General features: G+C 51.5%; 16 protein-coding genes and 1 pseudogene. 9 read left to right on the plus strand and 8 right to left on the minus strand.

Translation table 11 applies throughout. From position 1 onward, the window contains the following. Positions 1-10 precede the first annotated feature (10 nt). The 5 genes from yfaY to yfaU all read left to right on the plus strand — a co-directional run bounded on the left by yfaY (position 11) and on the right by yfaU (position 5,602). Positions 11-1,213: a nicotinamide mononucleotide deamidase-related protein YfaY gene (gene yfaY, locus EAS44_RS09055; RefSeq protein WP_000921605.1), complete on the plus strand. Its 1,203-nt coding sequence runs from the start codon at positions 11-13 to the stop codon at positions 1,211-1,213. A 219-nt stretch (positions 1,214-1,432) separates the two neighbouring features. Beyond that, a complete protein-coding gene (gene yfaX, locus EAS44_RS09060) occupies positions 1,433-2,215 on the plus strand; it encodes an IclR family transcriptional regulator (protein WP_000894181.1) in 783 nt (260 codons plus the stop codon). 14 nt (positions 2,216-2,229) lie between these two features. Further along, the gene (gene rhmD / locus EAS44_RS09065) at positions 2,230-3,435 is read left to right on the plus strand and encodes an L-rhamnonate dehydratase (RefSeq protein WP_001350710.1); all 1,206 of its coding nucleotides are present in this window, start codon (positions 2,230-2,232) and stop codon (positions 3,433-3,435) included. Positions 3,436-3,491: 56 nt separating this feature from the next. Next, positions 3,492-4,781 (plus strand): MFS transporter, encoded by a 1,290-nt coding sequence (gene yfaV / locus EAS44_RS09070; protein ID WP_001297939.1) that lies wholly within the window; start codon positions 3,492-3,494, stop codon positions 4,779-4,781. 17 nt (positions 4,782-4,798) lie between these two features. Further along, positions 4,799-5,602, plus strand: coding sequence for a 2-keto-3-deoxy-L-rhamnonate aldolase (yfaU, locus tag EAS44_RS09075; RefSeq protein ID WP_000992976.1), 804 nt, complete (start codon positions 4,799-4,801; stop codon positions 5,600-5,602). Between the two features lie 40 nt (positions 5,603-5,642). Here the strand turns inward: yfaU and EAS44_RS09080 are convergent. The 5 genes and pseudogenes from EAS44_RS09080 to glpA form a co-directional block, all read right to left on the minus strand. Then, positions 5,643-5,840: pseudogene (locus EAS44_RS09080) on the minus strand (hypothetical protein); the annotation flags it as partial. Beyond that, positions 5,841-6,800 (minus strand): ISNCY family transposase, encoded by a 960-nt coding sequence (locus EAS44_RS09085; RefSeq protein ID WP_000140576.1) that lies wholly within the window; start codon positions 6,798-6,800, stop codon positions 5,841-5,843. 192 nt (positions 6,801-6,992) lie between these two features. After that, a complete protein-coding gene (glpC, locus tag EAS44_RS09090; protein ID WP_001000377.1) occupies positions 6,993-8,183 on the minus strand; it encodes an anaerobic glycerol-3-phosphate dehydrogenase subunit GlpC in 1,191 nt (396 codons plus the stop codon). Beyond that, positions 8,180-9,439: a glycerol-3-phosphate dehydrogenase subunit GlpB gene (glpB, locus tag EAS44_RS09095; RefSeq protein WP_001209932.1), complete on the minus strand. Its 1,260-nt coding sequence runs from the start codon at positions 9,437-9,439 to the stop codon at positions 8,180-8,182. Before glpB ends, glpC begins: the two co-directional genes overlap by 4 nt. Then, positions 9,429-11,057 carry an anaerobic glycerol-3-phosphate dehydrogenase subunit A gene (gene glpA / locus EAS44_RS09100; protein ID WP_000857229.1) on the minus strand — a complete coding sequence of 543 codons (1,629 nt, stop codon included), beginning with the start codon at positions 11,055-11,057 and terminating at the stop codon, positions 9,429-9,431. Before glpA ends, glpB begins: the two co-directional genes overlap by 11 nt. Positions 11,058-11,329: 272 nt before the next feature. Here glpA and glpT point away from each other — a divergent pair, with 272 nt between their 5' ends. The 3 genes from glpT (at position 11,330) to inaA (ending at position 14,622) form a co-directional block, all read left to right on the plus strand. Continuing rightward, positions 11,330-12,688 carry a glycerol-3-phosphate transporter gene (gene glpT / locus EAS44_RS09105; protein WP_000948752.1) on the plus strand — a complete coding sequence of 453 codons (1,359 nt, stop codon included), beginning with the start codon at positions 11,330-11,332 and terminating at the stop codon, positions 12,686-12,688. A gap of 4 nt (positions 12,689-12,692) precedes the next feature. Further along, the gene (gene glpQ, locus EAS44_RS09110) at positions 12,693-13,769 is read left to right on the plus strand and encodes a glycerophosphodiester phosphodiesterase (protein ID WP_000779084.1); all 1,077 of its coding nucleotides are present in this window, start codon (positions 12,693-12,695) and stop codon (positions 13,767-13,769) included. 202 nt (positions 13,770-13,971) lie between these two features. Further along, on the plus strand, positions 13,972-14,622 hold the full coding sequence (gene inaA, locus EAS44_RS09115; protein WP_000301034.1) for a lipopolysaccharide kinase InaA: 651 nt from the start codon (positions 13,972-13,974) through the stop codon (positions 14,620-14,622). A 53-nt stretch (positions 14,623-14,675) separates the two neighbouring features. On the opposite strand, the gene yfaE is transcribed toward inaA, so the two are convergent. The 3 genes from yfaE to nrdA all read right to left on the minus strand — a co-directional run bounded on the left by yfaE (position 14,676) and on the right by nrdA (position 18,492). After that, positions 14,676-14,930 carry a ferredoxin-like diferric-tyrosyl radical cofactor maintenance protein YfaE gene (gene yfaE, locus EAS44_RS09120; RefSeq protein WP_000135040.1) on the minus strand — a complete coding sequence of 85 codons (255 nt, stop codon included), beginning with the start codon at positions 14,928-14,930 and terminating at the stop codon, positions 14,676-14,678. Next, positions 14,930-16,060 (minus strand): class Ia ribonucleoside-diphosphate reductase subunit beta, encoded by a 1,131-nt coding sequence (gene nrdB, locus EAS44_RS09125; RefSeq protein WP_000332036.1) that lies wholly within the window; start codon positions 16,058-16,060, stop codon positions 14,930-14,932. Before nrdB ends, yfaE begins: the two co-directional genes overlap by 1 nt. A gap of 146 nt (positions 16,061-16,206) precedes the next feature. Then, a complete protein-coding gene (gene nrdA / locus EAS44_RS09130; protein WP_001075170.1) occupies positions 16,207-18,492 on the minus strand; it encodes a class 1a ribonucleoside-diphosphate reductase subunit alpha in 2,286 nt (761 codons plus the stop codon). A 681-nt stretch (positions 18,493-19,173) separates the two neighbouring features. Between nrdA and yfaL the strand changes: the two genes are divergently transcribed. After that, positions 19,174-22,932, plus strand: a complete 3,759-nt coding sequence (gene yfaL / locus EAS44_RS09135; protein ID WP_001351169.1) for an AIDA-I family autotransporter adhesin YfaL/EhaC — start codon at positions 19,174-19,176, stop codon at positions 22,930-22,932. Positions 22,933-22,993 lie beyond the last annotated feature (61 nt).

Here is a 22,993-nt window from a genome sequence, read left to right on the forward strand (position 1 = left end):
GGAGATAACCATGTTAAAAGTGGAAATGTTATCCACCGGGGATGAAGTGTTACACGGGCAAATCGTTGACACTAACGCTGCCTGGCTGGCCGATTTTTTCTTTCATCAGGGGCTGCCATTATCTCGCCGCAATACGGTGGGGGATAACCTTGATGACTTAGTCACCATTCTTCGCGAACGTAGTCAGCACGCCGATGTGTTGATCGTTAACGGCGGGCTGGGACCGACCAGTGATGATTTAAGCGCACTCGCCGCTGCGACAGCAAAAGGTGAAGGCCTGGTGCTGCATGAAGCCTGGCTCAAAGAGATGGAACGCTATTTCCATGAACGGGGACGAGTAATGGCACCGAGCAACCGTAAACAAGCGGAGCTGCCTGCCAGTGCTGAATTTATCAATAACCCGGTAGGCACTGCCTGTGGTTTTGCCATACAGCTTAATCGTTGCCTGATGTTCTTTACCCCCGGCGTACCGTCAGAATTTAAGGTGATGGTCGAGCACGAAATCCTGCCGCGCCTGCGCGAGCGTTTTTCTTTACCACAGCCGCCGGTTTGCCTGCGTTTGACTACCTTTGGTCGTTCGGAAAGCGATCTGGCACAAAGCCTGGACACTCTACAACTGCCGCCGGGCGTAACAATGGGCTATCGCTCCTCAATGCCGATTATCGAACTGAAACTCACCGGACCGGCAAGCGAGGAACAGGCGATGGAAAAACTGTGGCTGGACGTTAAACGTGTTGCCGGACAGAGCGTGATTTTCGAAGGCACCGAAGGACTGCCCGCGCAGATCAGTCGCGAATTGCAGAGCCGCCAGTTCAGCCTGACGCTGAGCGAGCAATTCACCGGTGGTTTATTGGCTTTGCAACTTTCTCGCGCAGATGCTCCATTGCTGGCGTGTGAAGTGGTTCCTTCACAGGAGGAAACCCTGGCGCAAACGGCGCACTGGATTACAGAACGGCGGGCGAACCATTTTGCTGGGTTGGCACTGGCTGTTTCTGGTCTGGAAGATGAGCATCTCAACTTTGCACTAGCCACGCCAGACGGCACTTTCGCTTTGCGTGTACATTTCAGTGCCACACGCTACAGTCTGGCTATTCGCCAGGAAGTCTGCGCAATGATGGCGCTTAATATGCTACGCCGTTGGTTAAACGGCCAGGACATCGCCAGCGAGCATGGCTGGATTGAGGTTGTTGAGTCCATGACCTTATCTGTCTGATTCCGCCACTCTGTGCCGGTTTACTGCACCGGCACATTCCCCCTCCGGCAAAATTTGTCCAACCTGTTGTACTCAATAAGAAAAAATCCGTGCGCTGATTCACAAATTTGTGCGTAATTTCTCCAGTCCGCTGGACGAGAAACGGGATTTGATGCGCTTCACAATTTTACTCCCCCTGAGCAACGAGACTGATTCCAGTATCTAAGACTGGAGTCCAGTATGTTGGAATCAAGCAAAGTTCCCGCCCTGACACGGGCTATTGATATTCTCAATTTGATTGCCCGGATTGGCCCCTGTAGTGCTGCGACGATCATTGACACATTGGGGATCCCTAAAAGCACAGCCTATTTGCTGCTTAATGAACTCAGGCGTCAGCGTTTTCTTAGCCTTGATCACCAGGAAAATTTTTGTTTGTGGACCAGGCTGGTGGAGCTTTCCGGTCATGCGTTAAGCAAGATGGATCTCCGGGAACTGGCTCGACCGCGTTTGACGCAACTGATGGATACCACCGGGCTGTTATGTCACCTGGGGATTATTGATAACGGCAGCGCTTATTACATTTTGAAAGTGGAGTCATCAGCCACTATCAGCGTGCGTTCCCATGAAGGAAAAAGCCTTTCGCTTTATCGCTCCGGAATTGGTAAATGCCTGCTTGCCTGGCAACCTGCAGCTGTACAGAAAAGTATTATCGAAGAGCTGGTCTGGGAGCAGATGACACCCACCACCATTACCCATCCACAACGGCTCTACGAGGAACTGGCGCGTATTCGCCGCCAGGGCTGGAGCTATGACAACGGCGAAGATTACGCCGATGTCCGTTGTGTCGCTGCGCCGGTGTTTAACGCCAATAACGAGCTTACCGCTGCGATCTCGGTGGTCGGTACCCGCTTACAAATCAATGAAGAATACCGTGATTATCTGGCGGGCAAAGCCATTGCCTGCGCCAGGGATATTTCACGTCTGTTGGGATGGAAAAGTCCCTTTGACTTACAGGCCTCATAACAATGGAGAACATCATGACCCTACCAAAAATTAAACAGGTTCGCGCCTGGTTTACTGGCGGTGCGATAGCAGAAAAAGGCGCTGGCGGCGGTGATTATCACGACCAGGGGGCGAATCACTGGATAGACGATCATATTGCCACCCCGATGAGTAAATACCGCGATTACGAGCAGTCACGCCAGTCATTTGGCATTAACGTTCTTGGCACGTTGGTTGTTGAAGTCGAAGCAGAAAACGGCCAGACCGGATTCGCCGTTTCGACAGCCGGTGAAATGGGCTGTTTTATTGTCGAAAAACACCTTAACCGTTTCATTGAGGGTAAATGTGTCAGTGATATCAAACTGATCCACGATCAAATGCTCAATGCCACCCTGTATTACTCCGGCTCTGGTGGCCTGGTGATGAATACGATTTCCTGTGTCGATCTGGCTCTGTGGGATCTGTTCGGCAAAGTGGTCGGGCTTCCGGTTTATAAACTTTTAGGCGGCGCAGTTCGTGATGAGATTCAGTTCTACGCCACAGGTGCGCGTCCGGATCTGGCAAAAGAGATGGGCTTTATCGGTGGCAAAATGCCGACGCACTGGGGGCCACATGATGGCGATGCGGGGATCCGCAAAGATGCCGCTATGGTCGCGGATATGCGTGAAAAATGCGGTGAGGATTTCTGGTTAATGCTCGACTGCTGGATGAGTCAGGACGTGAACTATGCCACCAAACTGGCCCACGCTTGCGCGCCCTATAACCTGAAATGGATCGAAGAGTGCCTGCCGCCACAGCAGTATGAAGGTTATCGCGAACTGAAACACAACGCACCAGCGGGGATGATGGTCACCAGCGGTGAGCACCACGGCACACTGCAATCTTTCCGTACGCTTTCAGAAACCGGTATCGACATTATGCAGCCGGATGTTGGCTGGTGCGGTGGCTTAACCACGCTGGTGGAAATTGCCGCAATCGCCAAATCCAGGGGGCAACTGGTGGTGCCACACGGTTCGTCTGTTTACTCCCACCATGCGGTGATCACCTTCACCAATACGCCATTCAGCGAATTCCTGATGACCAGCCCGGATTGTTCAACGATGCGTCCACAATTTGATCCGATTCTGCTTAATGAGCCAGTACCGGTGAATGGTCGTATTCATAAATCAGTGCTTGATAAACCCGGTTTCGGCGTCGAACTCAATCGTGACTGCAATTTGAAACGCCCCTACAGCCACTAATCACTCCGGGCGTTGCTGTGACAACGGTAACGCCCACATATTCTAAGGAGCTTTTTATGAGCACCGCTTTGCTTGACGCCGTGGTGAAGAAAAACCGCGCGCGTTTAATTCCGTTTATGTTGGCGCTGTATGTGCTGGCGTTTCTCGACCGTTCGAATATTGGTTTTGCCAAACAGACCTACCAGATTGATACCGGGCTGAGTAATGAAGCTTATGCGCTGGGAGCAGGCATTTTCTTTGTGGTATACGCGTTTCTGGGGGTTCCGGCGAATCTTTTGATGCGCAAACTGGGGGCCAGAACCTGGATTGGTACGACAACACTGCTGTGGGGATTTCTTTCGGCTGCCATGGCATGGGCCGATACTGAAGCGAAATTTCTGATCGTTCGCACTCTGCTTGGTGCTGCGGAGGCCGGGTTTTTCCCTGGTATGATTTATCTCACTTCGCAATGGTTTCCGCAGCGTAATCGCGCCAGCATTATGGGGCTGTTCTATATGGGCGCACCGCTGGCGTTAACACTGGGATCACCGCTTTCCGGCGCGCTGCTGGAGATGCATGGATTTATGGGGCATCCCGGCTGGTTCTGGATGTTTGTGATTGAAGGATTGCTGGCAGTCGGCGCTGGGGTATTCACATTCTTTTGGCTTGATGACACACCGGAGCAGGCACGTTTTCTGAGTAAACAAGAAAAAACGTTACTTATCAATCAACTGGCAAGTGAAGAACAACAGAAAGTGACTTCGCGACTGAGCGATGCGTTGCGTAATGGCCGAGTCTGGCAACTGGCGATTATCTACCTGACCATTCAGGTAGCGGTTTACGGATTAATTTTCTTCCTGCCGACCCAGGTTGCGGCATTGCTGGGAACAAAAGTGGGCTTTACGGCGTCGGTGGTCACCGCCATTCCGTGGGTTGCGGCCTTGTTTGGGACCTGGCTTATTCCGCGCTACTCCGATAAAACCGGCGAACGGCGTAATGTCGCAGCGCTGACATTACTGGCGGCGGGCATTGGTATTGGTCTGTCCGGGCTGCTTTCTCCAGTACTGGCGATCGTAGCACTGTGTGTTGCAGCCATCGGGTTTATTGCCGTGCAACCGGTGTTCTGGACGATGCCGACACAGCTTCTTTCCGGTACGGCGCTGGCTGCGGGGATTGGTTTTATAAACCTGTTTGGTGCAGTGGGCGGGTTTATTGCCCCGATCCTGCGCGTGAAAGCAGAAACGTTATTTTCCAGCGATGCGGCGGGATTACTGACGCTGGCAGCGGTGGCGGTCATCGGTTCGCTGATTATTTTCACTCTGCGTGTAAATCGCACTGTTGCGCAGACCGACGTGGCACATCATTAAATAGTTTAAGGAACACGATGAACGCATTATTAACCAATCCCTTTAAAGAACGTTTACGCAAGGGCGAAGTGCAAATTGGTCTGTGGTTAAGCTCAACGACTGCCTATATGGCAGAAATTGCCGCCACTTCCGGTTATGACTGGTTGCTGATTGACGGGGAGCATGCGCCAAACACCATTCAGGATCTTTATCACCAGCTACAGGCGGTAGCGCCCTATGCCAGCCACCCCGTGATCCGTCCGGTGGAAGGCAGTAAGCCGCTGATTAAACAAGTCCTGGATATTGGCGCGCAAACTCTACTGATCCCGATGGTCGATACTGCCGATCAGGCACGTCAGGTGGTGTCTGCCACGCGCTATCCTCCCTACGGTGAGCGTGGTGTTGGGGCCAGTGTGGCACGGGCTGCACGCTGGGGACGCATTGAGAATTACATGGCGCAAGTCAACGATTCGCTTTGTCTGTTGGTGCAGGTGGAAAGTAAAACGGCACTGGATAACCTGGACGAAATCCTCGATGTTGAAGGGATTGATGGCGTGTTTATTGGACCTGCGGATCTTTCTGCGTCGTTGGGCTACCCGGATAACGCCGGGCACCCGGAAGTGCAGCGAATTATTGAAACCAGCATTCGGCGGATCCGTGCTGCGGGTAAAGCTGCTGGTTTTCTGGCTGTGGCTCCTGATATGGCGCAGCAATGCCTGGCGTGGGGAGCGAACTTTGTCGCTGTTGGCGTTGACACGATGCTCTACAGCGATGCCCTGGATCAACGACTGGCGATGTTTAAATCAGGCAAAAATGGGCCACGCGTAAAAGGTAGTTATTGATATCAAAGGCCCATGGGGATCGGCTGTGGGCCTGTGTTAATTAGTGGTTATTCGCTGCCAGATCGGCTTCGCTTAGCTGAGTGGCCGCGAGCACCTGGTCACGATCAATGCCCTGTTCCAGCATGCGCAAGGCAATTTTAATGGCTTGTTCATGCATGCCTTCTAATTTACCCTCCTGCCAGCCAATTTGATGTCCTTCCTGCCGTAACCGTTCAGCAATAGTCATTAATCTCTCCTTTTAATAACAGTTCGGAATATCAGCATCAGAGAGTTGGGTTGTCGCCAGCACAATCTCACGTTCAAAGCCCTGTTCCAGCATGCGCAAGGCAATTTTAATGGCTTGTTCATGCATACCTTCTACTTTGCCTTTCTGCAAACCCTCCAATTTCCCCTCCTGCCAACCTTCAATTTTACCTTCCTGCCAGCCAATTTGATGCCCTTCCTGCCGCAGCCGTTCAGCAATAGTCATTAATCTCTCCTTTTGTAGTGGTGAACGTTCGGCAATCTCCTGAATAAAACGGGTGAAACGGGAGGTATCGCCGCATTGCAGCAGATAATTAAACAGTGTTTGTAGCTGACTGTCATTAGTGAAGCCTCTAACCAAAAGCGTGGTGATCCTGTCGACCATACCGATTAAATCGCGGTCGCGAATATGCTTTTGAATCAGTTCCAGCAGAGCTATACGCCGATGTTGCATGATCTCATCGTCAGGTACGATGGTGATATCCACCAACGGAAAAGCTTCGGTGTACAACTGCCGGGCAAGTTGCGGATCATCAAACTCATCCAGCCAGTTAAGTGAGTATGGGTAGGGCGAGGTTTCGCCATGATAAAACAGCAACGGCACCACCAGCGGGACTCTGTCATAGCCTTTGTCCAGATGGCGCTGCATGGCGGCGGTGGCATAGCGCATTAGTCGAAAAGCCATATTCTTTTCTGCAGAACTTTGATGTTCAATCACGCAGTAGATATAGCCGTCACCGTCGCTGGTTTCCACCGACCACAAAACATCCGAGTAGTAAGCGCGTAAACTTTTTTCAATAAAACTGGTGGGTTCCAGGCGTAAGGTTTGCAGGTTGCAAAGCTTGCGCAGTGGTTCTGGTAAATGTATTTCGAGAAAATCCCGTGCGGTTTCGGGTGTGAACATAAAGGTTTTAAATACCGCATCATGCGGGGAGGAGGTTGTTGATTCGGTCATGGTTGTCCGTCACCTGATATTTATGATGACGCGACATTACGGTTATCCCAGGCCTTTGACATCTGCCAGTTTCAGCCTTTGCGAGACGTTTTCAGAGGAATTTTCACTGCGTTGCAACGTATACATTGAGCGCGGAATCGTGTACGCAAAAATGCCCGGTAACCACATGCTTACCGGGCATCAGAAAGGAGTTTAAGCCAGCGCCTGGGCCAGCAGCGTAATCGGATGTTCGCAGCGAAGGCTTGTCGACATCTCAATCTGCCATTTACAGGTTTCGCAGTCGGTGACCACCAGATCTGCGCCGCTTTCTTCTATCTGGCGGAACAGTGGTGCGCCGATGGCTTGTGAGGTGGGGTAGTTCTCTTTTTTGAAACCGTAAGTTCCCGCAATACCGCAGCACTGGGAATCCAGCACCGTTAACTCAAGCCCCGGGATTTTACGCAACAGCTCCAGGGTGTAGAGCGTCCAGCCCATTTTTTCCATATGGCACGGAGTGTGATAAACCACTTTTAGCGGCAGCGGTTTCAGCGGTAACGTTTTGCCTTCGTCCAGCTTGCGCCACAGCCAGCGGGTCGCCAGTTCGATGTGATCGCGTAAGCCTTTGTTGTCGACATTCAGCACTTCCGGGTATTCGTCGCGCAGGGCAAATGTACACGTTGAGGAGGTGGCAATCACCGGAATGCCTTTTACTCCCACAGCTTCGCGGATCGACTCTACATTCGTAATTGCCTGTTTGCGTGCTTTATCGGTAAAACCGTTGGCGATCAGCGGTACGCCGCAGCATTTTTCTTTGCTGAGCAGTTGTACGCCGGTACCCATCGCGTTGAGCACTTTAATTAAATCTTTGCCTAGCTGCGGATGGTTGTAGTTAACGAAGCAGCCGTGAAAGAAAGCGACCTGGTCTTTATACTGCGCTTGCTGAGCCGCCACGCTGCGATACCAGCGACGGAACGTACCGAAGGAGTATTTCGGTAGCGTGCGACGGTGGTCTATTTTTAACGCCGCATCAAGCAACTGCCGCACCGGTTTCAGCGAGGTAGCGGTGTTGACGATGGGTGCGAACGGCGTGGAAACGCTACCCATCAGGTCGGTATGACTCAACACAAAATTACGCAGCGACGGGCGTGTGGTGTCATATTTCGCCCGCGCGCGCTGGATAATATCGCCAATCTTCACATCGGACGGGCAGGCGACTTCACAACGTTTGCAGTTGATGCAATATTTCAGCGCCTCGTCATACAGTGCGCCATCTTTTAAACGCAGACGCTCGCCATCCGGCCCGGCTTGTTTTGGCCCCGGATAACCCGGATTCACCCGGCTCACCGGGCAGGCGGTGGTGCAGACGGTGCACTTAATGCAGTTTTCGAAGCTGGTGTCATTCATTGTTGGCCTCCTGCGCGTTGGGCAATCTGTTGAGCGGCATGTAAAGCACTGACGGCACAAACACCGCCGCCGCATCCCTGGGCGATGGGATCAAATCCGCCCAGCACCGAACCGATGGCAAACAGGTTCTCAATGGTTTGCCCCGCCTGCGACGGGCGTAGCGCCTCATCAGTGGTTACACCGAACTGCTGCCACGGCTGCGGCGCAAAAAAATCGCCCTTATACCATTCACCCCGCGTAGCGGTTTGTAGCACATCAAGGCCGAGAATCGGCTCGCGAATGCCGTCACGTTCTGCCACCAGTCCGCCGCTAAAGAAACTGCCGCTCGCAAGCACCGCAAATCGTGGGCGCAGCGGGATATCGGCGTGATTGCGCGTCCAGATTTCATTCACCACGCCATTTTTACAGGTCACTTTTTTCACTTCATCGCCTGGCATCCACACACCGCCCTGACGCACAAACTGACGCTGCAACTGGTTTTGCAGACGTATCCCCAGCACTGAAGGTGGTAGTGTTGGCAGAAGCATCAGTGAACAAGGTAGTTTTTCATTCAGCCAACGCCACAGTTTGTCATCGGCCAGGCCGAAACAGGCGGGCATCAGGATCATTTCACAGGTATTGGCGACAGGGATTAGCGCATCAATTATCAGCGGCCAGTTTTCTTCGTTATCAAGGAAACGGGCGATATTCACCGCGCGAAACTCGGTGGCGTTATTGCGCAGGACATCCAGTTCCGGCAGTTCTATTTCTGCGGTTTCAACGGCAAGGTCGAGTTCGCGCAACGAAGCCGCCGCAAGATGCGCCTGAAAATCCATCAGGCCGCTAATTCCCACCACGCATATTTTCTTCGCGGGCAGCGGCCAGACAGGGACTTCTGGCGAACTTAGCCAGGTTGAGCGCAGAGTGCCTAGCGGTGTAATCCGCTGGTGAGCCAGCTCTACGCTGCCCTGCAATTGCGCACCGCTTTCAGCGATTAATGCCTGCGCCTGGCAAGCGAGATCGAGCACGCGTTGTGGCCCGAGAAGAGTGTAAGGATGGGCAGGTGCCTGCTGACGCAAAGATTCCAGTCCACTGTGAATGTCTGTCACCGGTTGACCATCCGGCAGATGGCTCAGCAAATCCAGCGATCCAGATGAGAAATGCAGCGCGCTTTGACCACGAGTGACAATGGCACAGCGCAGGCCGTGTTTTTGCAGTTGCAGGCCACAGAGTAATCCGGCGAGGCCGCCGCCCATAATGACAGTATCAAAGCGCATCTTTCTGCTCCTTCTCCAGACCACACAATCCCTGATAAACCCAGCGGGTAAATTCGCTTTCGCGCAGTGCATCTCCCCAGGCGATGGGTTGCACGCCTTTCCAGCGTTCGTTTAGGAAGGTGGAAAGTTGCTCGATAGATTGCGCGGACGTCGTGACGTTAAAACGTTGCAGCAGTCCGGCAGCGCGGCAGGCGCAGAGCTCGCCCTGGCAGGTGCCCATCCCCACACGGGTACGACGGCGTAAATCCAGCAGGCTATTAACGTTTAAATTTTCTACCGCGTACTGCACTTCACCCGCAGTTACCGCTTCGCACTCACATACCAGGCTACGGTGCAGACGGCCTTCGCTCAGCCAGGCAGGCGTGCGATCGCCATGACGATAAACCGCAGAACCGCGCAGCGGGGCAGGCAGGGAGATGACGTTACGCAAGGTAACTTCAGCGGGTTCCTGTGAACCAGGAAGTGCCAGATCGGCGGTCGTACAGGGGCGCGTGTTTCCCAGTTTGCGGCATACGGCGTCGGTAGCCCATTCCGCCATCAGCCGATAGGTCATCAGTTTGCCACCGGTGATGGTGATAAACCCGTCCAGACCATCGCGTTCAGCATGGTCGAGCAGCACGATGCCACGGCTGACGTTACGCCCGCTCGGATCGTCATCGCTGGCAACCAGCGGGCGTACGCCAGAGTAGGCCCGCAAAATGCGCGTTTTCGCCATCACGGGGGCCAGTTTTTCCCCTTCACGCAGCAGAATATCAACTTCTTCTGCCGTCACTCGATTATCGTCAATCTCGTTGTAATCAATACGTAAAGAGGTGGTGCCAATCAGCGAAATGGTATCGCCAGGCACCAGAATATCGGCGTCGGAAGGTTTGCGGCAGCGGTTGATCACATGCTGATTAATGCGGTGATCCATGATCAGCAGCGATCCTTTCGCCGGGAACATGCGAATGCGCAGATCGGCATATTCGGCAATGTGTTGCCCCCAGATCCCGGCGGCATTAACTACGACAGGCGCATGAAGTGCCTGAATTTCGCCGGTGAGATGGTTACGTACACGAACACCGCACACCGTCGCGCCTTCACGAATCAGCCCCGTGACTTCATGAGCGGTAAGGATAACGGCACCGTGTTCTTTGGCATCCAGCATGTTTGCTGCTGTCAGACGAAATGGATCAACGGTGCCATCCGGAACTTTCACCGCGCCAATCAGTGCCGGGTTAACGGCAGGTTCGATAATGCGCGCTTGCTGCGGCTCAATGGCTTCTGCGTTGATCCCTGCTTCTTCGCAGGCGCGGATAAAAGTGGCCTGGAAGGAGAGGTCATCTTCCGGCAGGGTGATAAACAGGCCGTTGGTTGGTTCTACGCAGTGACGTGCAATGCGTTTCAGAATCTGGTTTTCACTAATACATTCGCGGGCCGATTCCGCATCGGTTACCGCATAGCGCGCACCGCTGTGCAGCAGGCCGTGGTTACGCCCGGTGGCACCGGTTGCGATGTCGTGGCGCTCAACCAAAATCACGCGCAGCCCGCGCAGGGCACAGTCGCGGGCAATCCCGGCTCCCGTTGCGCCACCGCCAATGATAATCACGTCACTTGATTGCGAGTCGCGAGTTTTCATTGTTATCCCTCTGAAGTTCGTTTTTTACCATTTAGCCATAGTAAAAACATGAATTGTTTGATTTCGCGCATATTCGCTCATAATTCGAAAGTGAAACGTGATTTCATGCGTCATTCTGAACATTTCAACCATCGTATTTAATAATGTGTGCGGTAATTCACATTTAATTTATGAATGTTTTCTTAACATCGCGGCAACTCAAGAAACGGCAGGTTCTCCCACGGAATCAGGCTGTTAATCATAAATAAGACCACGGGCCACGGAGGCTATCAATGTTGAGTATTTTTAAACCAGCGCCACACAAAGCGCGCTTACCTACCGCGGAGATCGATCCGACTTATCGTCGATTGCGCTGGCAAATTTTCCTGGGGATATTCTTTGGCTATGCTGCTTACTATTTGGTTCGTAAGAACTTTGCGCTCGCTATGCCTTATCTGGTTGAGCAGGGATTCTCACGCGGTGATTTAGGTTTTGCCCTTTCGGGGATCTCGATTGCTTATGGATTTTCGAAATTCATCATGGGTTCGGTATCGGATCGCTCGAATCCGCGCGTTTTCCTGCCCGCAGGTTTGATTCTGGCGGCGGCAGTGATGTTGTTTATGGGCTTTGTGCCATGGGCGACGTCGAGCATTGCGGTGATGTTTGTACTGTTGTTCCTCTGCGGTTGGTTCCAGGGGATGGGGTGGCCGCCGTGTGGTCGTACTATGGTGCACTGGTGGTCGCAGAAAGAACGTGGCGGCATTGTGTCAGTGTGGAACTGTGCGCACAACGTCGGTGGTGGTATTCCGCCGCTGCTGTTCCTGCTGGGGATGGCCTGGTTCAATGACTGGCACGCGGCGCTCTATATGCCCGCTTTCTGCGCCATTCTGGTGGCACTGTTCGCCTTTGCGATGATGCGCGATACCCCGCAATCCTGTGGCCTGCCGCCGATCGAAGAGTACAAAAATGATTATCCGGACGACTATAACGAAAAAGCGGAACAGGAGCTGACCGCGAAGCAGATCTTCATGCAGTACGTGCTGCCGAACAAACTGCTGTGGTATATCGCCATCGCCAACGTGTTCGTTTATCTGCTGCGTTACGGCATCCTCGACTGGTCACCGACTTATCTGAAAGAGGTTAAGCATTTCGCGCTGGATAAATCCTCCTGGGCCTACTTCCTTTATGAATATGCAGGTATTCCGGGCACCCTGCTGTGCGGCTGGATGTCGGATAAAGTCTTTCGTGGTAACCGTGGGGCAACCGGCGTCTTCTTTATGACACTGGTGACCATCGCGACTATCGTTTACTGGATGAACCCGGCAGGTAACCCAACCGTCGATATGATTTGTATGATTGTTATCGGCTTCCTGATCTATGGCCCTGTGATGCTGATCGGTCTACATGCGCTGGAACTGGCACCGAAAAAAGCGGCAGGTACGGCAGCGGGTTTTACCGGGCTGTTTGGTTACCTCGGCGGTTCGGTGGCGGCGAGCGCGATTGTTGGCTACACCGTGGACTTCTTCGGCTGGGATGGCGGCTTTATGGTAATGATTGGCGGCAGCATTCTGGCGGTTATCTTGTTGATTGTTGTGATGATTGGCGAAAAACGTCGCCATGAACAATTACTGCAAAAACGCAACGGAGGCTAATGGCATGAAATTGACGCTGAAAAACCTTAGCATGGCGATCATGATGAGCACTATAGTCATGGGAAGTAGTGCAATGGCGGCGGACAGCAACGAAAAAATAGTCATCGCCCATCGCGGTGCCAGTGGATATTTGCCGGAGCATACGCTGCCAGCAAAAGCGATGGCGTATGCGCAGGGAGCGGATTATCTGGAACAGGATTTGGTGATGACCAAAGACGACCATCTGGTTGTTCTGCATGACCATTATCTCGATCGTGTTACTGATGTTGCCGATCGTTTCCCGGATCGGGCGCGCAAAGACGGTCGTTACTACGCGATAGATTTCACGCTGGATGAAATTAAGTCGCTGAAATTTACCGAAGGTTTCGATATTGAAAACGGTAAAAAAGTGCAGACTTATCCGGGGCGTTTCCCAATGGGTAAATCTGACTTCCGGGTGCACACCTTTGAAGAAGAGATTGAATTTGTTCAGGGGTTAAACCACTCTACCGGGAAAAATATCGGTATCTATCCAGAAATTAAAGCGCCGTGGTTCCATCATCAGGAAGGGAAGGATATTGCGGCAAAAACGCTGGAAGTGCTGAAGAAATATGGTTACACCGGTAAGGACGACAAAGTTTATTTGCAATGTTTTGATGCTGATGAGCTGAAGCGTATTAAGAATGAGCTGGAACCTAAAATGGGCATGGATCTCAATCTGGTACAGCTGATTGCCTATACCGACTGGAATGAAACGCAGCAGAAACAGCCGGACGGAAGCTGGGTTAATTACAATTACGACTGGATGTTTAAGCCGGGTGCCATGAAACAGGTGGCGGAATATGCTGATGGTATTGGTCCGGATTACCATATGTTGATTGAGGAGACATCGCAGCCGGGTAATATCAAACTCACTGGCATGGTGCAAGATGCTCAGCAGAATAAACTGGTAGTGCATCCTTATACCGTGCGGTCAGATAAACTGCCTGAATACACTACTGATGTGAATCAGTTATATGATGCTCTGTATAACAAAGCGGGTGTAAATGGGCTATTTACTGATTTCCCTGATAAGGCAGTAAAATTCCTTAATAAAGAGTAAATTAACTACCGGATGGCACTTATGTGCTATCCGATACCACTCTTCATTAAAGTCTGTGGGTTATCCTTAATTGCAATTATTTTGAGCGAGATGACTTGTTCCCGGCATAAGATACTCGTCAATACAACACGTATTATTAAGATTTTCCTCAGCTAAACATCTATAGTCATTGTCGTTAATAAAAAACGACAGGCGATAGGGTATGGCAGTTTCAGCAAAACACGACGAATTTAATCACTGGTGGGCAACAGAGGGCGACTGGGTTGAAGAGCCTAACTATCGCCGTAATGGTATGAGCGGGGTGCAATGCGTCGAGCGCAACGGCAAAAAGCTGTATGTAAAGCGCATGACGCATCATCTGTTTCATTCCGTACGTTATCCGTTCGGCCGACCAACGATTGTCCGTGAGGTTGCGGTAATTAAAGAACTGGAACGGGCCGGTGTCATCGTGCCGAAGATCGTTTTTGGTGAAGCGGTGAAAGTTGAGGGTGAATGGCGCGCGTTGCTGGTGACTGAAGATATGGCGGGGTTCATCAGCATTGCTGACTGGTATGCCCGGCATGCAGTATCGCCTTATTCTGACGAAGTACGGCAAGCCATGTTGAAAGCAGTGGCGCTGGCGTTTAAGAAAATGCATAGCGTTAATCGTCAGCATGGCTGTTGTTATGTTCGCCATATCTATGTGAAAACAGAAGGTAAGGCAGAAGCTGGTTTTCTTGATCTGGAGAAAAGTCGTCGCCGCTTGCGTCGTGATAAAGCGATTAATCATGACTTCCGCCAGCTGGAAAAATATCTGGAGCCGATCCCCAAAGCGGACTGGGAGCAGGTGAAAGCATATTACTACGCTATGTAATCGTTGTAGGCCAGATAAGACGTATAAGCGTCGTATCTGGCGTTAAAACCAATTCACATCTCGATTTCAATATCGCCTTTTGCCCGGCAACAACAGGGCAAAATTTCCCCCGGCTGAATAAAAGCTAACGGTTCGGCAATCCAGTCCACCTGGCCTGCGACCAGTCGGGTGCGACAGGAGCCGCAGTAACCTTCGCGGCACTGGTACTCAACCGCCACATTGTGGGATTCCAGCGCCGCCAGAAGCGAAGGGTGTTCATCCTGGCACAGCAGTTGTGTGCCAGTAATGCGCAGGGTAACGCGGGCCATCAGAGCTGGAAGTTACTCAAATCGTCGGTGTCCACTTCCGCGTCAATCTGCCCGACCAGATAAGAACTGACTTCCACTTCCTGCGGAGCAACCTGCACGTTATCAGACACCAGCCAGGTGTTGATCCACGGGATCGGGTTGGAGCGCGTCTGGAACGGCAGATCCAAACCGACTGCCTGCATACGGATATTGGTGATGTATTCAACGTACTGGCAGAGGATGTCTTTATTCAGACCAATCATCGAACCATCACGGAACAGATAATCCGCCCAGTCTTTCTCTTGCTGTGCCGCCTGGACAAACAGGTCATAGCACTCCTGCTTACATTCTTCGGCAATTTCCGCCATCTCCGGATCATCCGCGCCGCTGCGCAGCAGATTCAGCATATGCTGGGTGCCGGTCAGGTGCAGGGCTTCGTCGCGGGCAATCAGGCGAATAATTTTGGCGTTACCTTCCATCAGCTCACGTTCAGCGAATGCGAAAGAGCAGGCAAAGCTGACGTAGAAGCGGATCGCTTCCAGCGCGTTAACGCTCATCAGGCAGAGATACAGTTTTTTCTTCAGCTCGCGCAGGCTAACGGTTACGGTTTTACCGTTAACGGTGTGGGTGCCTTCGCCCAGCAGATGCCAGTAGCTGGTCATTTCGATCAGTTCATCGTAATAGCTGGAGATCCCCTCCGCACGTTTCTGGATCTGCTCGTTGGTAACGATATCGTCAAAGACAACAGACGGATCGTTAACGATATTACGGATGATATGGGTATAGGAGCGGGAATGAATCGTTTCTGAGAACGCCCAGGTTTCTACCCAGGTTTCCAGTTCCGGGATCGAGATCAGCGGCAGCAGTGCCACGTTCGGACTGCGACCCTGAATGGAATCCAGCAGCGTCTGATATTTCAGATTGCTGATAAAGATGTGTTTTTCGTGTTCAGGTAGTGCCTGGTAATCGATACGGTCGCGGGAGACGTCAACTTCTTCCGGACGCCAGAAGAAAGAGAGCTGCTTTTCGATCAGCTTTTCGAAGATGTCATATTTTTGCTGATCGTAGCGAGCCACGTTGACCGGCTGACCAAAGAACATTGGTTCTTTGAGCTGATCATTTTTCGTCTGTGAAAAGGTGGTATATGCCATGAATGTGTCCTGTTGGGAGTTTAATGCCGGATAAGGCATTTTACGCCGCATCCTGTGCCTGATGCGACGCTGGCGCATCTTATCAGGCCTACAAAACCGAGCCGTAGGCCGGATAAGGCGTTCACGCCGCATCCTGTATCTCAATATCAGATCTTACATGCGCCGCTTTCGCAGCCATCGTCCTGGATTGACGGCACCAGATCGTCCTGCGCGTCTTCTGCGCCGTCACGGGTGTTCTGATAATACAGCGTTTTGACCCCGAATTTGTAGGCAGTGAGCAGGTCTTTCAGCAACTGCTGCATCGGCACTTTTCCTGACGGGAAACGTGACGGATCGTAGTTGGTGTTAGCAGAGATCGACTGATCGATAAATTTCTGCATGATACCCACCAGTTGCAGGTAGCCATCGTTACCCGGCATTTCCCACAGCAGCTCATAGGCGTCGTGCAGATGCTCGTAGTCCGGCACCACCTGGCGCAGAATACCGTCTTTCGACGCTTTGATGCTGACGTAGCCGCGCGGCGGTTCAATACCGTTAGTGGCGTTAGAGATCTGCGAAGAAGTCTCGGACGGCATCAGGGCAGAAAGCGTGGAGTTACGCAGGCCGTGCGTTTTGATTGACTCACGCAGTGCTTCCCAGTCGTAATGCAGCGGCTCATTAGCGATGGCATCCAGATCTTTCTTATAGGTATCGATCGGCAGGATCCCTTTCGCGTAAGTGGTTTCGTTAAACCACGGGCACGCGCCTTGCTCTTTCGCCAGTTCATTAGACGCTTTCAGCAGGTAATACTGAATGGCTTCGAAGGTTTTATGCGTCAGGTTGTTGGCGCTGCCGTCGGAGTAGCGTTTACCGTGCTTCGCCAGGTAGTAAGCGAAGTTGATCACACCAATACCCAGCGTACGACGACCCATCGCTCCACGTTTGGCGGCCGGGATCGGGTAATCCTGATAATCCAGCAGCGCGTCGAGTGCGCGTACTGCCAGAATTGCCAGCTCTTCCAGTTCATCCAGGCTGTTAATTGCGCCCAGGTTGAAAGCAGACAGCGTACACAGCGCGATTTCACCGTTCTCGTCGTTGACGTCGTTCAGCGGTTTGGTCGGCAGGGCGATTTCCAGGCACAGGTTAGACTGGCGCACTGGCGCGATGGCCGGATCAAACGGGCTATGGGTATTGCAGTGGTCAACGTTCTGAATATAGATACGACCGGTAGATGCACGTTCCTGCATCATCAGCGAGAACAGCTCAACGGCTTTCACACGCTGCTTGCGGATGCTGTCGTCTTTCTCATATTTGGTATACAGACGTTCAAACTCTTCCTGATCGGCGAAGAACGCGTCGTACAGCCCCGGTACGTCGGACGGGCTGAACAGGGTGATATCTTCACCTTTCAGCAGGCGGGTATACATCAGTTTGTTGATTTGAACCCCGTAGTCCATATGACGCACGCGGTTGCCTTCAACCCCACGGTTGTTTTTCAACACCAGCAGGCTTTCCACTTCCAGATGCCACATCGGGTAGAACAGCGTTGCCGCACCGCCGCGCACACCGCCCTGAGAGCAGGATTTCACCGCGGTCTGGAAATGTTTGTAGAACGGAATACAACCGGTATGGAACGCTTCGCCACCGCGAATCGGGCTACCCAGCGCACGAATACGCCCGGCGTTGATGCCGATCCCGGCACGCTGGGAAACGTATTTAACAATCGCGCTGGAGGTGGCGTTAATGGAATCCAGGCTGTCGCCGCACTCGATCAGCACGCAGGAGCTGAACTGACGAGTCGGGGTACGCACGCCGGACATGATTGGCGTCGGCAGCGAAATTTTAAATGTGGAAACCGCGTCGTAAAAACGCTTCACGTATTGCAGGCGCGTTTCACGCGGGTAGTTCGAGAACAGGCACGCGGCAACCAGAATATAAAGGAACTGGGCGCTTTCGTAGATTTCGCCGGTCACGCGGTTCTGTACCAGATATTTGCCTTCCAGCTGCTTAACGGCAGCATAAGAGAAGGTCATATCACGGTCGTGATCGATAAACGTGTCCATCTGCTTGAACTCTTCTTCCGTGTAGTCTTCCAGCAGATGATTATCGTATTTGCCCATCTCGACCATTTTCACCACATGGTCGTACAGCGCAGGCGGCTCAAACTGACCGTAGGCTTTTTTACGCAGGTGGAAGATCGCCAGACGTGCGGCGAGATACTGATAATCCGGCGCATCACGGGAGATCAGGTCTGCGGCAGCCTTGATAATGGTTTCGTGGATGTCAGAGGTCTTGATACCGTCATAAAACTGAATGTGGGAGCGCAGCTCGACCTGGGAAATCGAAACGTTATGCAGTCCTTCTGCCGCCCAATCCAGAACGCGATGGATTTTGTCGAGATTGATGCGCTCTGTGCTACCGTCGCGCTTTGTCACCAGCAGATTCTGATTCATGTATGTCGTACCTGTTTTTCAATAGCTTCATGCAGACTACCTGTAGTGAGGGAAGCTGCTAAGAACACTATATATAGGGGGTATGTTTGGGATTCACTGCAAGATAGTGTGAAACTGGCCCTCTTGCAAGTGCATAACTTTGTGGATAACTCAGGAAGGAAAAAGTGGCTTCCGCGCACCTTAGGTCAGACAAGGTGTCCGGGAAAGTCAATGGGAAGAGAAAAATTTGTTAAAAATAACCGTTCGGTGAATTCTTGAACGGTAAAATAGGATAGGTAAATTGATATAGATGGTTTATTAATCTTGTTGCTAATGATTGTCAAAATTGATCTAAGCACAAGTCGTCACATAATCTGATGTATCAGTTGTGGTCAATATATAAGCGAGTGTAAGCGATTGTTGAGTCGGAAATGGTTGTTTTATATTCGGTTATTGTTAAATACTAAGCCAATTTGTTACTTTTGTATTTATTATAAGAATATTATTTATTGCTTTAATTCAGTTTAAATATAACCGATTTACCTTAAAGTTATTAATTTGAATTGTGATGCATCTAAATTAATTATCAGATAATAACAAAATAGTTATTACATCAGGGGCAGAACTTACAAAAGAAAAATACCCTATATCGCATAATGCGATTAAATACACCATCTTATAGAAAATGATGGTTAGATGAATATGCGGATTATCTCTCTACGCAAGGAGTATTTATCTTTACTCCCGTCAATGATTGCATCTCTTTTCTCTGCTAACGGTGCCGCAGCGGTCATTGATTCATGCCAGGGATATGATATCAAAGCGAACTGTCAGGCCAGCAGGCAAAGCCTTTCAGGCAATATGCAGGACTGGAGCATCGCGGATGGGCAATGGTTGATTTTTTCGGGTATGGCCAATAATGCCAGCGGTGGCGCGGTATTTTTGCAGCACAGTGCTGAATTTACGATATCACCACAAAATGAAACAGGGATGACCCTGTTTGCTGATAACTCGGTTAGTGGCGAATATAATAATGGTGGGGCTATCTTTGCTAAAGAAAACTCAACGATAAATCTTGCGAATGTTATTTTCGACAGTAATGTTGCAGGAGGCTATGGCGGAGCAATCTATTCTGCCGGTACCAATGATACCGGTGCAGCCGATTTACGTGTCACTAACGCCGTATTTCACAATAACATCGCTAATGACGGCAAAGGCGGTGCAATTTATACCATCAATAATGACGTCTATTTAAGTGATGATGCTTTTAATAATAACCAGGCATATACATCAACAAGTTATAGTGATGGGGATGGCGGCGCCATTGATGTTACGGATAATAGTACGGATAACACACATCTTTCAGGAAAAACGATAATTAATAATACCTCCTTTACCAATAACTATGCAGAAGGTTATGGCGGCGCAATTTATACCAGCAGCACCACATCCCCGTATCTTATTGATATTTCTGTTGATGATAATTATGACCAAAACAATGGTGTGATGATTGATGAAAATAACAGCGCCTCGGGATATGACCATTCGGCGACGGCAGCGGCGGGGGGCTTTATGTATATCGGTCATAGTGTGGCTGAATTTAACATTGCCGCCGATAAAACGCTGGTAATAGGCAATACCAGCAACGATGGCGCGATTGATTCTCTTGCCGGAACGGGAGTCATCGTTAAAGAGGGAGCGGGAGAGTTAGTCCTCAATGCCGACAATAATGCGTTTACCGGCGAGATAAGTATCCAGAATGGCGAGGTGACGTTGGGGCGCAGCGATGAGTTAATGAATGTCGGCGACACGCACTGTCAGAGCGATCCGCAGGATTGCTTTGGTCTGATGGTCGGCAGCACTGTTCATTCTGAGTATCAGGCAGAACTGAATGTTGGCAATACACAACAAACGTTTGTGCACTCATTAACCGGTTTTGCTAATGGCATTTTGAATATCGACGCAGGCGGCAATGTTACCGTAAACCAGGGCGGTTTTTCCGGCTCGATTCAGGGTGAAGGACAGTTGACGGTAGCGCAAGATGGCAGCTATCTCCTGACAGGGGCGCAGTCGATGGCATTAACCGGCGATATTGTGGTGGAAGATAACGCCGTATTGTCGCTAGCGGGGAATCAGGCCGATTTACGGGCAATGCAGAGCGATCCGCAATCGATCGTGCTAAATGGCGGAGTATTGGATCTCTCTGATTTCACCACCTGGGATGGCGATAGCTCATACAATGACGGTCTGCAAATCAGCGGCAGCGGGGGGACAGTGATTGGCAGTAATGATGTCGTTGATATCAGCAGTGGCGATGATTTACATATTGGCGGCAGTGATGCCAGCCAGAATGGCGTTTATGTCGTCATTAATGCGGGGGATCAGCGCGTAACGCTGGCGAATAACAACGGTTATCTCGGTAATACGCAAATCGCCTCCGGTACGCTTGAAGTCAGCGATAATTCGCAATTGGGGAACACAAGTTACAACCGTTCAGTGATCTTCACAGATCCCCAACAACACAGTGAAATGGATGTGACGACTGATGTTGACACTCGCTCGGCTACAACAGGTCAGGGCAGGAATATTGAAATGCGCGCTGATGGCGAAATACACGTTGAGGATGGCGTAGATACGCAATGGGGCGGGTTGATGGCGGATAGTACCGGGCAACAACTGGATAGCGTAAGCACGTTGACTAAAAGTGGCGGCGGTACGCTGGAGTTGACCGCCAGCGGCACTGCGACGTCTGCGGTACGTGTGGAGGACGGAACGCTAAAAGGTGAAGCGGAGAATATTATTCCTTATGTTTCTTCACTGTGGGTGGGGGAAGACGGTGTTTTTGAAACCGGGCAAAATCAGGATATTCGTTCAATCGATGCCACCTCTGGCGGCGATATCGACATAACCGATGGTACTGTGTTGCGATTGACGCAGCAGGATACGAACCAGGCGCTGGATGCCTCGCTGTTTAGCGGCGACGGTACGCTGGTGAATGCCACCGATGGCGTGACGCTGGCAGGTGAGCTTAATACCAACCTTGAAACTGACAGCCTGACTTATCTTTCCGACGTGACGGTTAATGGCAATCTGACCAATACGTCCGGTGCTGTCAGTCTGCAAAATGGCGTCGCTGGCAACACGCTGACGGTAAATGGTGATTATACCGGCGGCGGTACGCTACTGCTCGACAGCGAATTAAACGGCGATGACTCGGCAAGTGACCAACTGGTATTGAACGGTAATACTGCTGGCAACACGGCCGTGGTAATTAACCCCATTACGGGTATTGGTGAACCGACATCTACAGGTATTAAAGTGGTTGATTTCGCAGCTGATCCCACGCAGTTTCAAAACAATGCGCAGTTCAGTCTGGCAGGAAGCGGCTACGTCAATATGGGGGCGTATGACTACACGCTGGTGGAAGATAACAACGACTGGTATCTGCGATCACAAGAAGTCAATCCGACGCCGCCGCCTGATCCAGACCCGACTCCAGATCCTGATCCCACGCCGGATCCCGACCCAACCCCCGACCCGGAACCTACGCCTGCCTACCAGCCGGTGTTGAATGCCAAAGTTGGTGGATATTTTAATAACCTGCGGGCGGCAAATCAGGCATTTGTGATGGAGCGACGCGATCACGCTGGTGGCGATGGTCAGACGCTGAATTTACGCGTTATCGGCGGGCGTTATCATTACACGGCGGTAGGGCAGTTGGCTCAGCATGAAGACACTTCTACGGTGCAGCTTAGCGGCAACCTGTTTAGCGGGCACTGGGGTGATGATGGCGAGTGGATGCTTGGGATTGTTGGTGGCTACAGCGATAACCAGGGCGACAGCCGCTCGAATATGACCGGAACTCGCGCCGATAACCAGAACCACGGTTATGCCGTTGGGCTGACCTCAAGCTGGTATCAGCACGGTAATCAGAAGCAGGGGGCCTGGTTGGATAGCTGGCTGCAATATGCGTGGTTTAACAATGATGTTTCCGAACAAGACGATGGCGTGGATCATTACCACTCGTCGGGGATTATCGCCTCGCTGGAAGCCGGTTATCAGTGGTTACCGGGGCATGGTGTGGTGATTGAACCGCAGACGCAGGTGATTTATCAGGGCGTGCAGCAGGATGATTTTACCGCCGCTAACCATGCGCGCGTGTCACAATCGCAGGGTGATGATATTCAGACGCGGCTGGGTTTACACAGCGAATGGCGTACTGCTGTTGGTGTCACGCCAACGTTAGATCTGAATTATTATCACGATCCCCATGCGACGGAAATTGAAGAAGATGGCAGCACTATCAGTGACGATGCGGTGAAGCAACGGGGTGAAATAAAAGTGGGAATAACGGGCAATATCAGTCAGCGAGTTTCGCTGCGCGGCAGCGTGGCGTGGCAGAAAGGGAGTGATGATTTTGCCCAGACGGCAGGGTTTTTGTCGATGACAGTGAAATGGTAATCGCTGTCTGACCAGCACTGTTGCCGGATGCGGCGTAAACGCCTTATCAGGCCTACGGGGA

The sequence above is a fragment of the Escherichia coli DSM 30083 = JCM 1649 = ATCC 11775 genome, from assembly GCF_003697165.2.
Classification (GTDB): domain Bacteria; phylum Pseudomonadota; class Gammaproteobacteria; order Enterobacterales; family Enterobacteriaceae; genus Escherichia; species Escherichia coli.

Coding starts and splice junctions, on each gene's coding strand:
- yfaY (WP_000921605.1), top strand. CDS start 11: ATGTTAAAAGTGGAAATGTTATCCACCGGGGATGAAGTGTTACACGGG.
- yfaX (WP_000894181.1), top strand. CDS start 1,433: ATGTTGGAATCAAGCAAAGTTCCCGCCCTGACACGGGCTATTGATATT.
- rhmD (WP_001350710.1), top strand. CDS start 2,230: ATGACCCTACCAAAAATTAAACAGGTTCGCGCCTGGTTTACTGGCGGT.
- yfaV (WP_001297939.1), top strand. CDS start 3,492: ATGAGCACCGCTTTGCTTGACGCCGTGGTGAAGAAAAACCGCGCGCGT.
- yfaU (WP_000992976.1), top strand. CDS start 4,799: ATGAACGCATTATTAACCAATCCCTTTAAAGAACGTTTACGCAAGGGC.
- EAS44_RS09085 (WP_000140576.1), bottom strand. CDS start 6,800: ATGACCGAATCAACAACCTCCTCCCCGCATGATGCGGTATTTAAAACC.
- glpC (WP_001000377.1), bottom strand. CDS start 8,183: ATGAATGACACCAGCTTCGAAAACTGCATTAAGTGCACCGTCTGCACC.
- glpB (WP_001209932.1), bottom strand. CDS start 9,439: ATGCGCTTTGATACTGTCATTATGGGCGGCGGCCTCGCCGGATTACTC.
- glpA (WP_000857229.1), bottom strand. CDS start 11,057: ATGAAAACTCGCGACTCGCAATCAAGTGACGTGATTATCATTGGCGGT.
- glpT (WP_000948752.1), top strand. CDS start 11,330: ATGTTGAGTATTTTTAAACCAGCGCCACACAAAGCGCGCTTACCTACC.
- glpQ (WP_000779084.1), top strand. CDS start 12,693: ATGAAATTGACGCTGAAAAACCTTAGCATGGCGATCATGATGAGCACT.
- inaA (WP_000301034.1), top strand. CDS start 13,972: ATGGCAGTTTCAGCAAAACACGACGAATTTAATCACTGGTGGGCAACA.
- yfaE (WP_000135040.1), bottom strand. CDS start 14,930: ATGGCCCGCGTTACCCTGCGCATTACTGGCACACAACTGCTGTGCCAG.
- nrdB (WP_000332036.1), bottom strand. CDS start 16,060: ATGGCATATACCACCTTTTCACAGACGAAAAATGATCAGCTCAAAGAA.
- nrdA (WP_001075170.1), bottom strand. CDS start 18,492: ATGAATCAGAATCTGCTGGTGACAAAGCGCGACGGTAGCACAGAGCGC.
- yfaL (WP_001351169.1), top strand. CDS start 19,174: ATGCGGATTATCTCTCTACGCAAGGAGTATTTATCTTTACTCCCGTCA.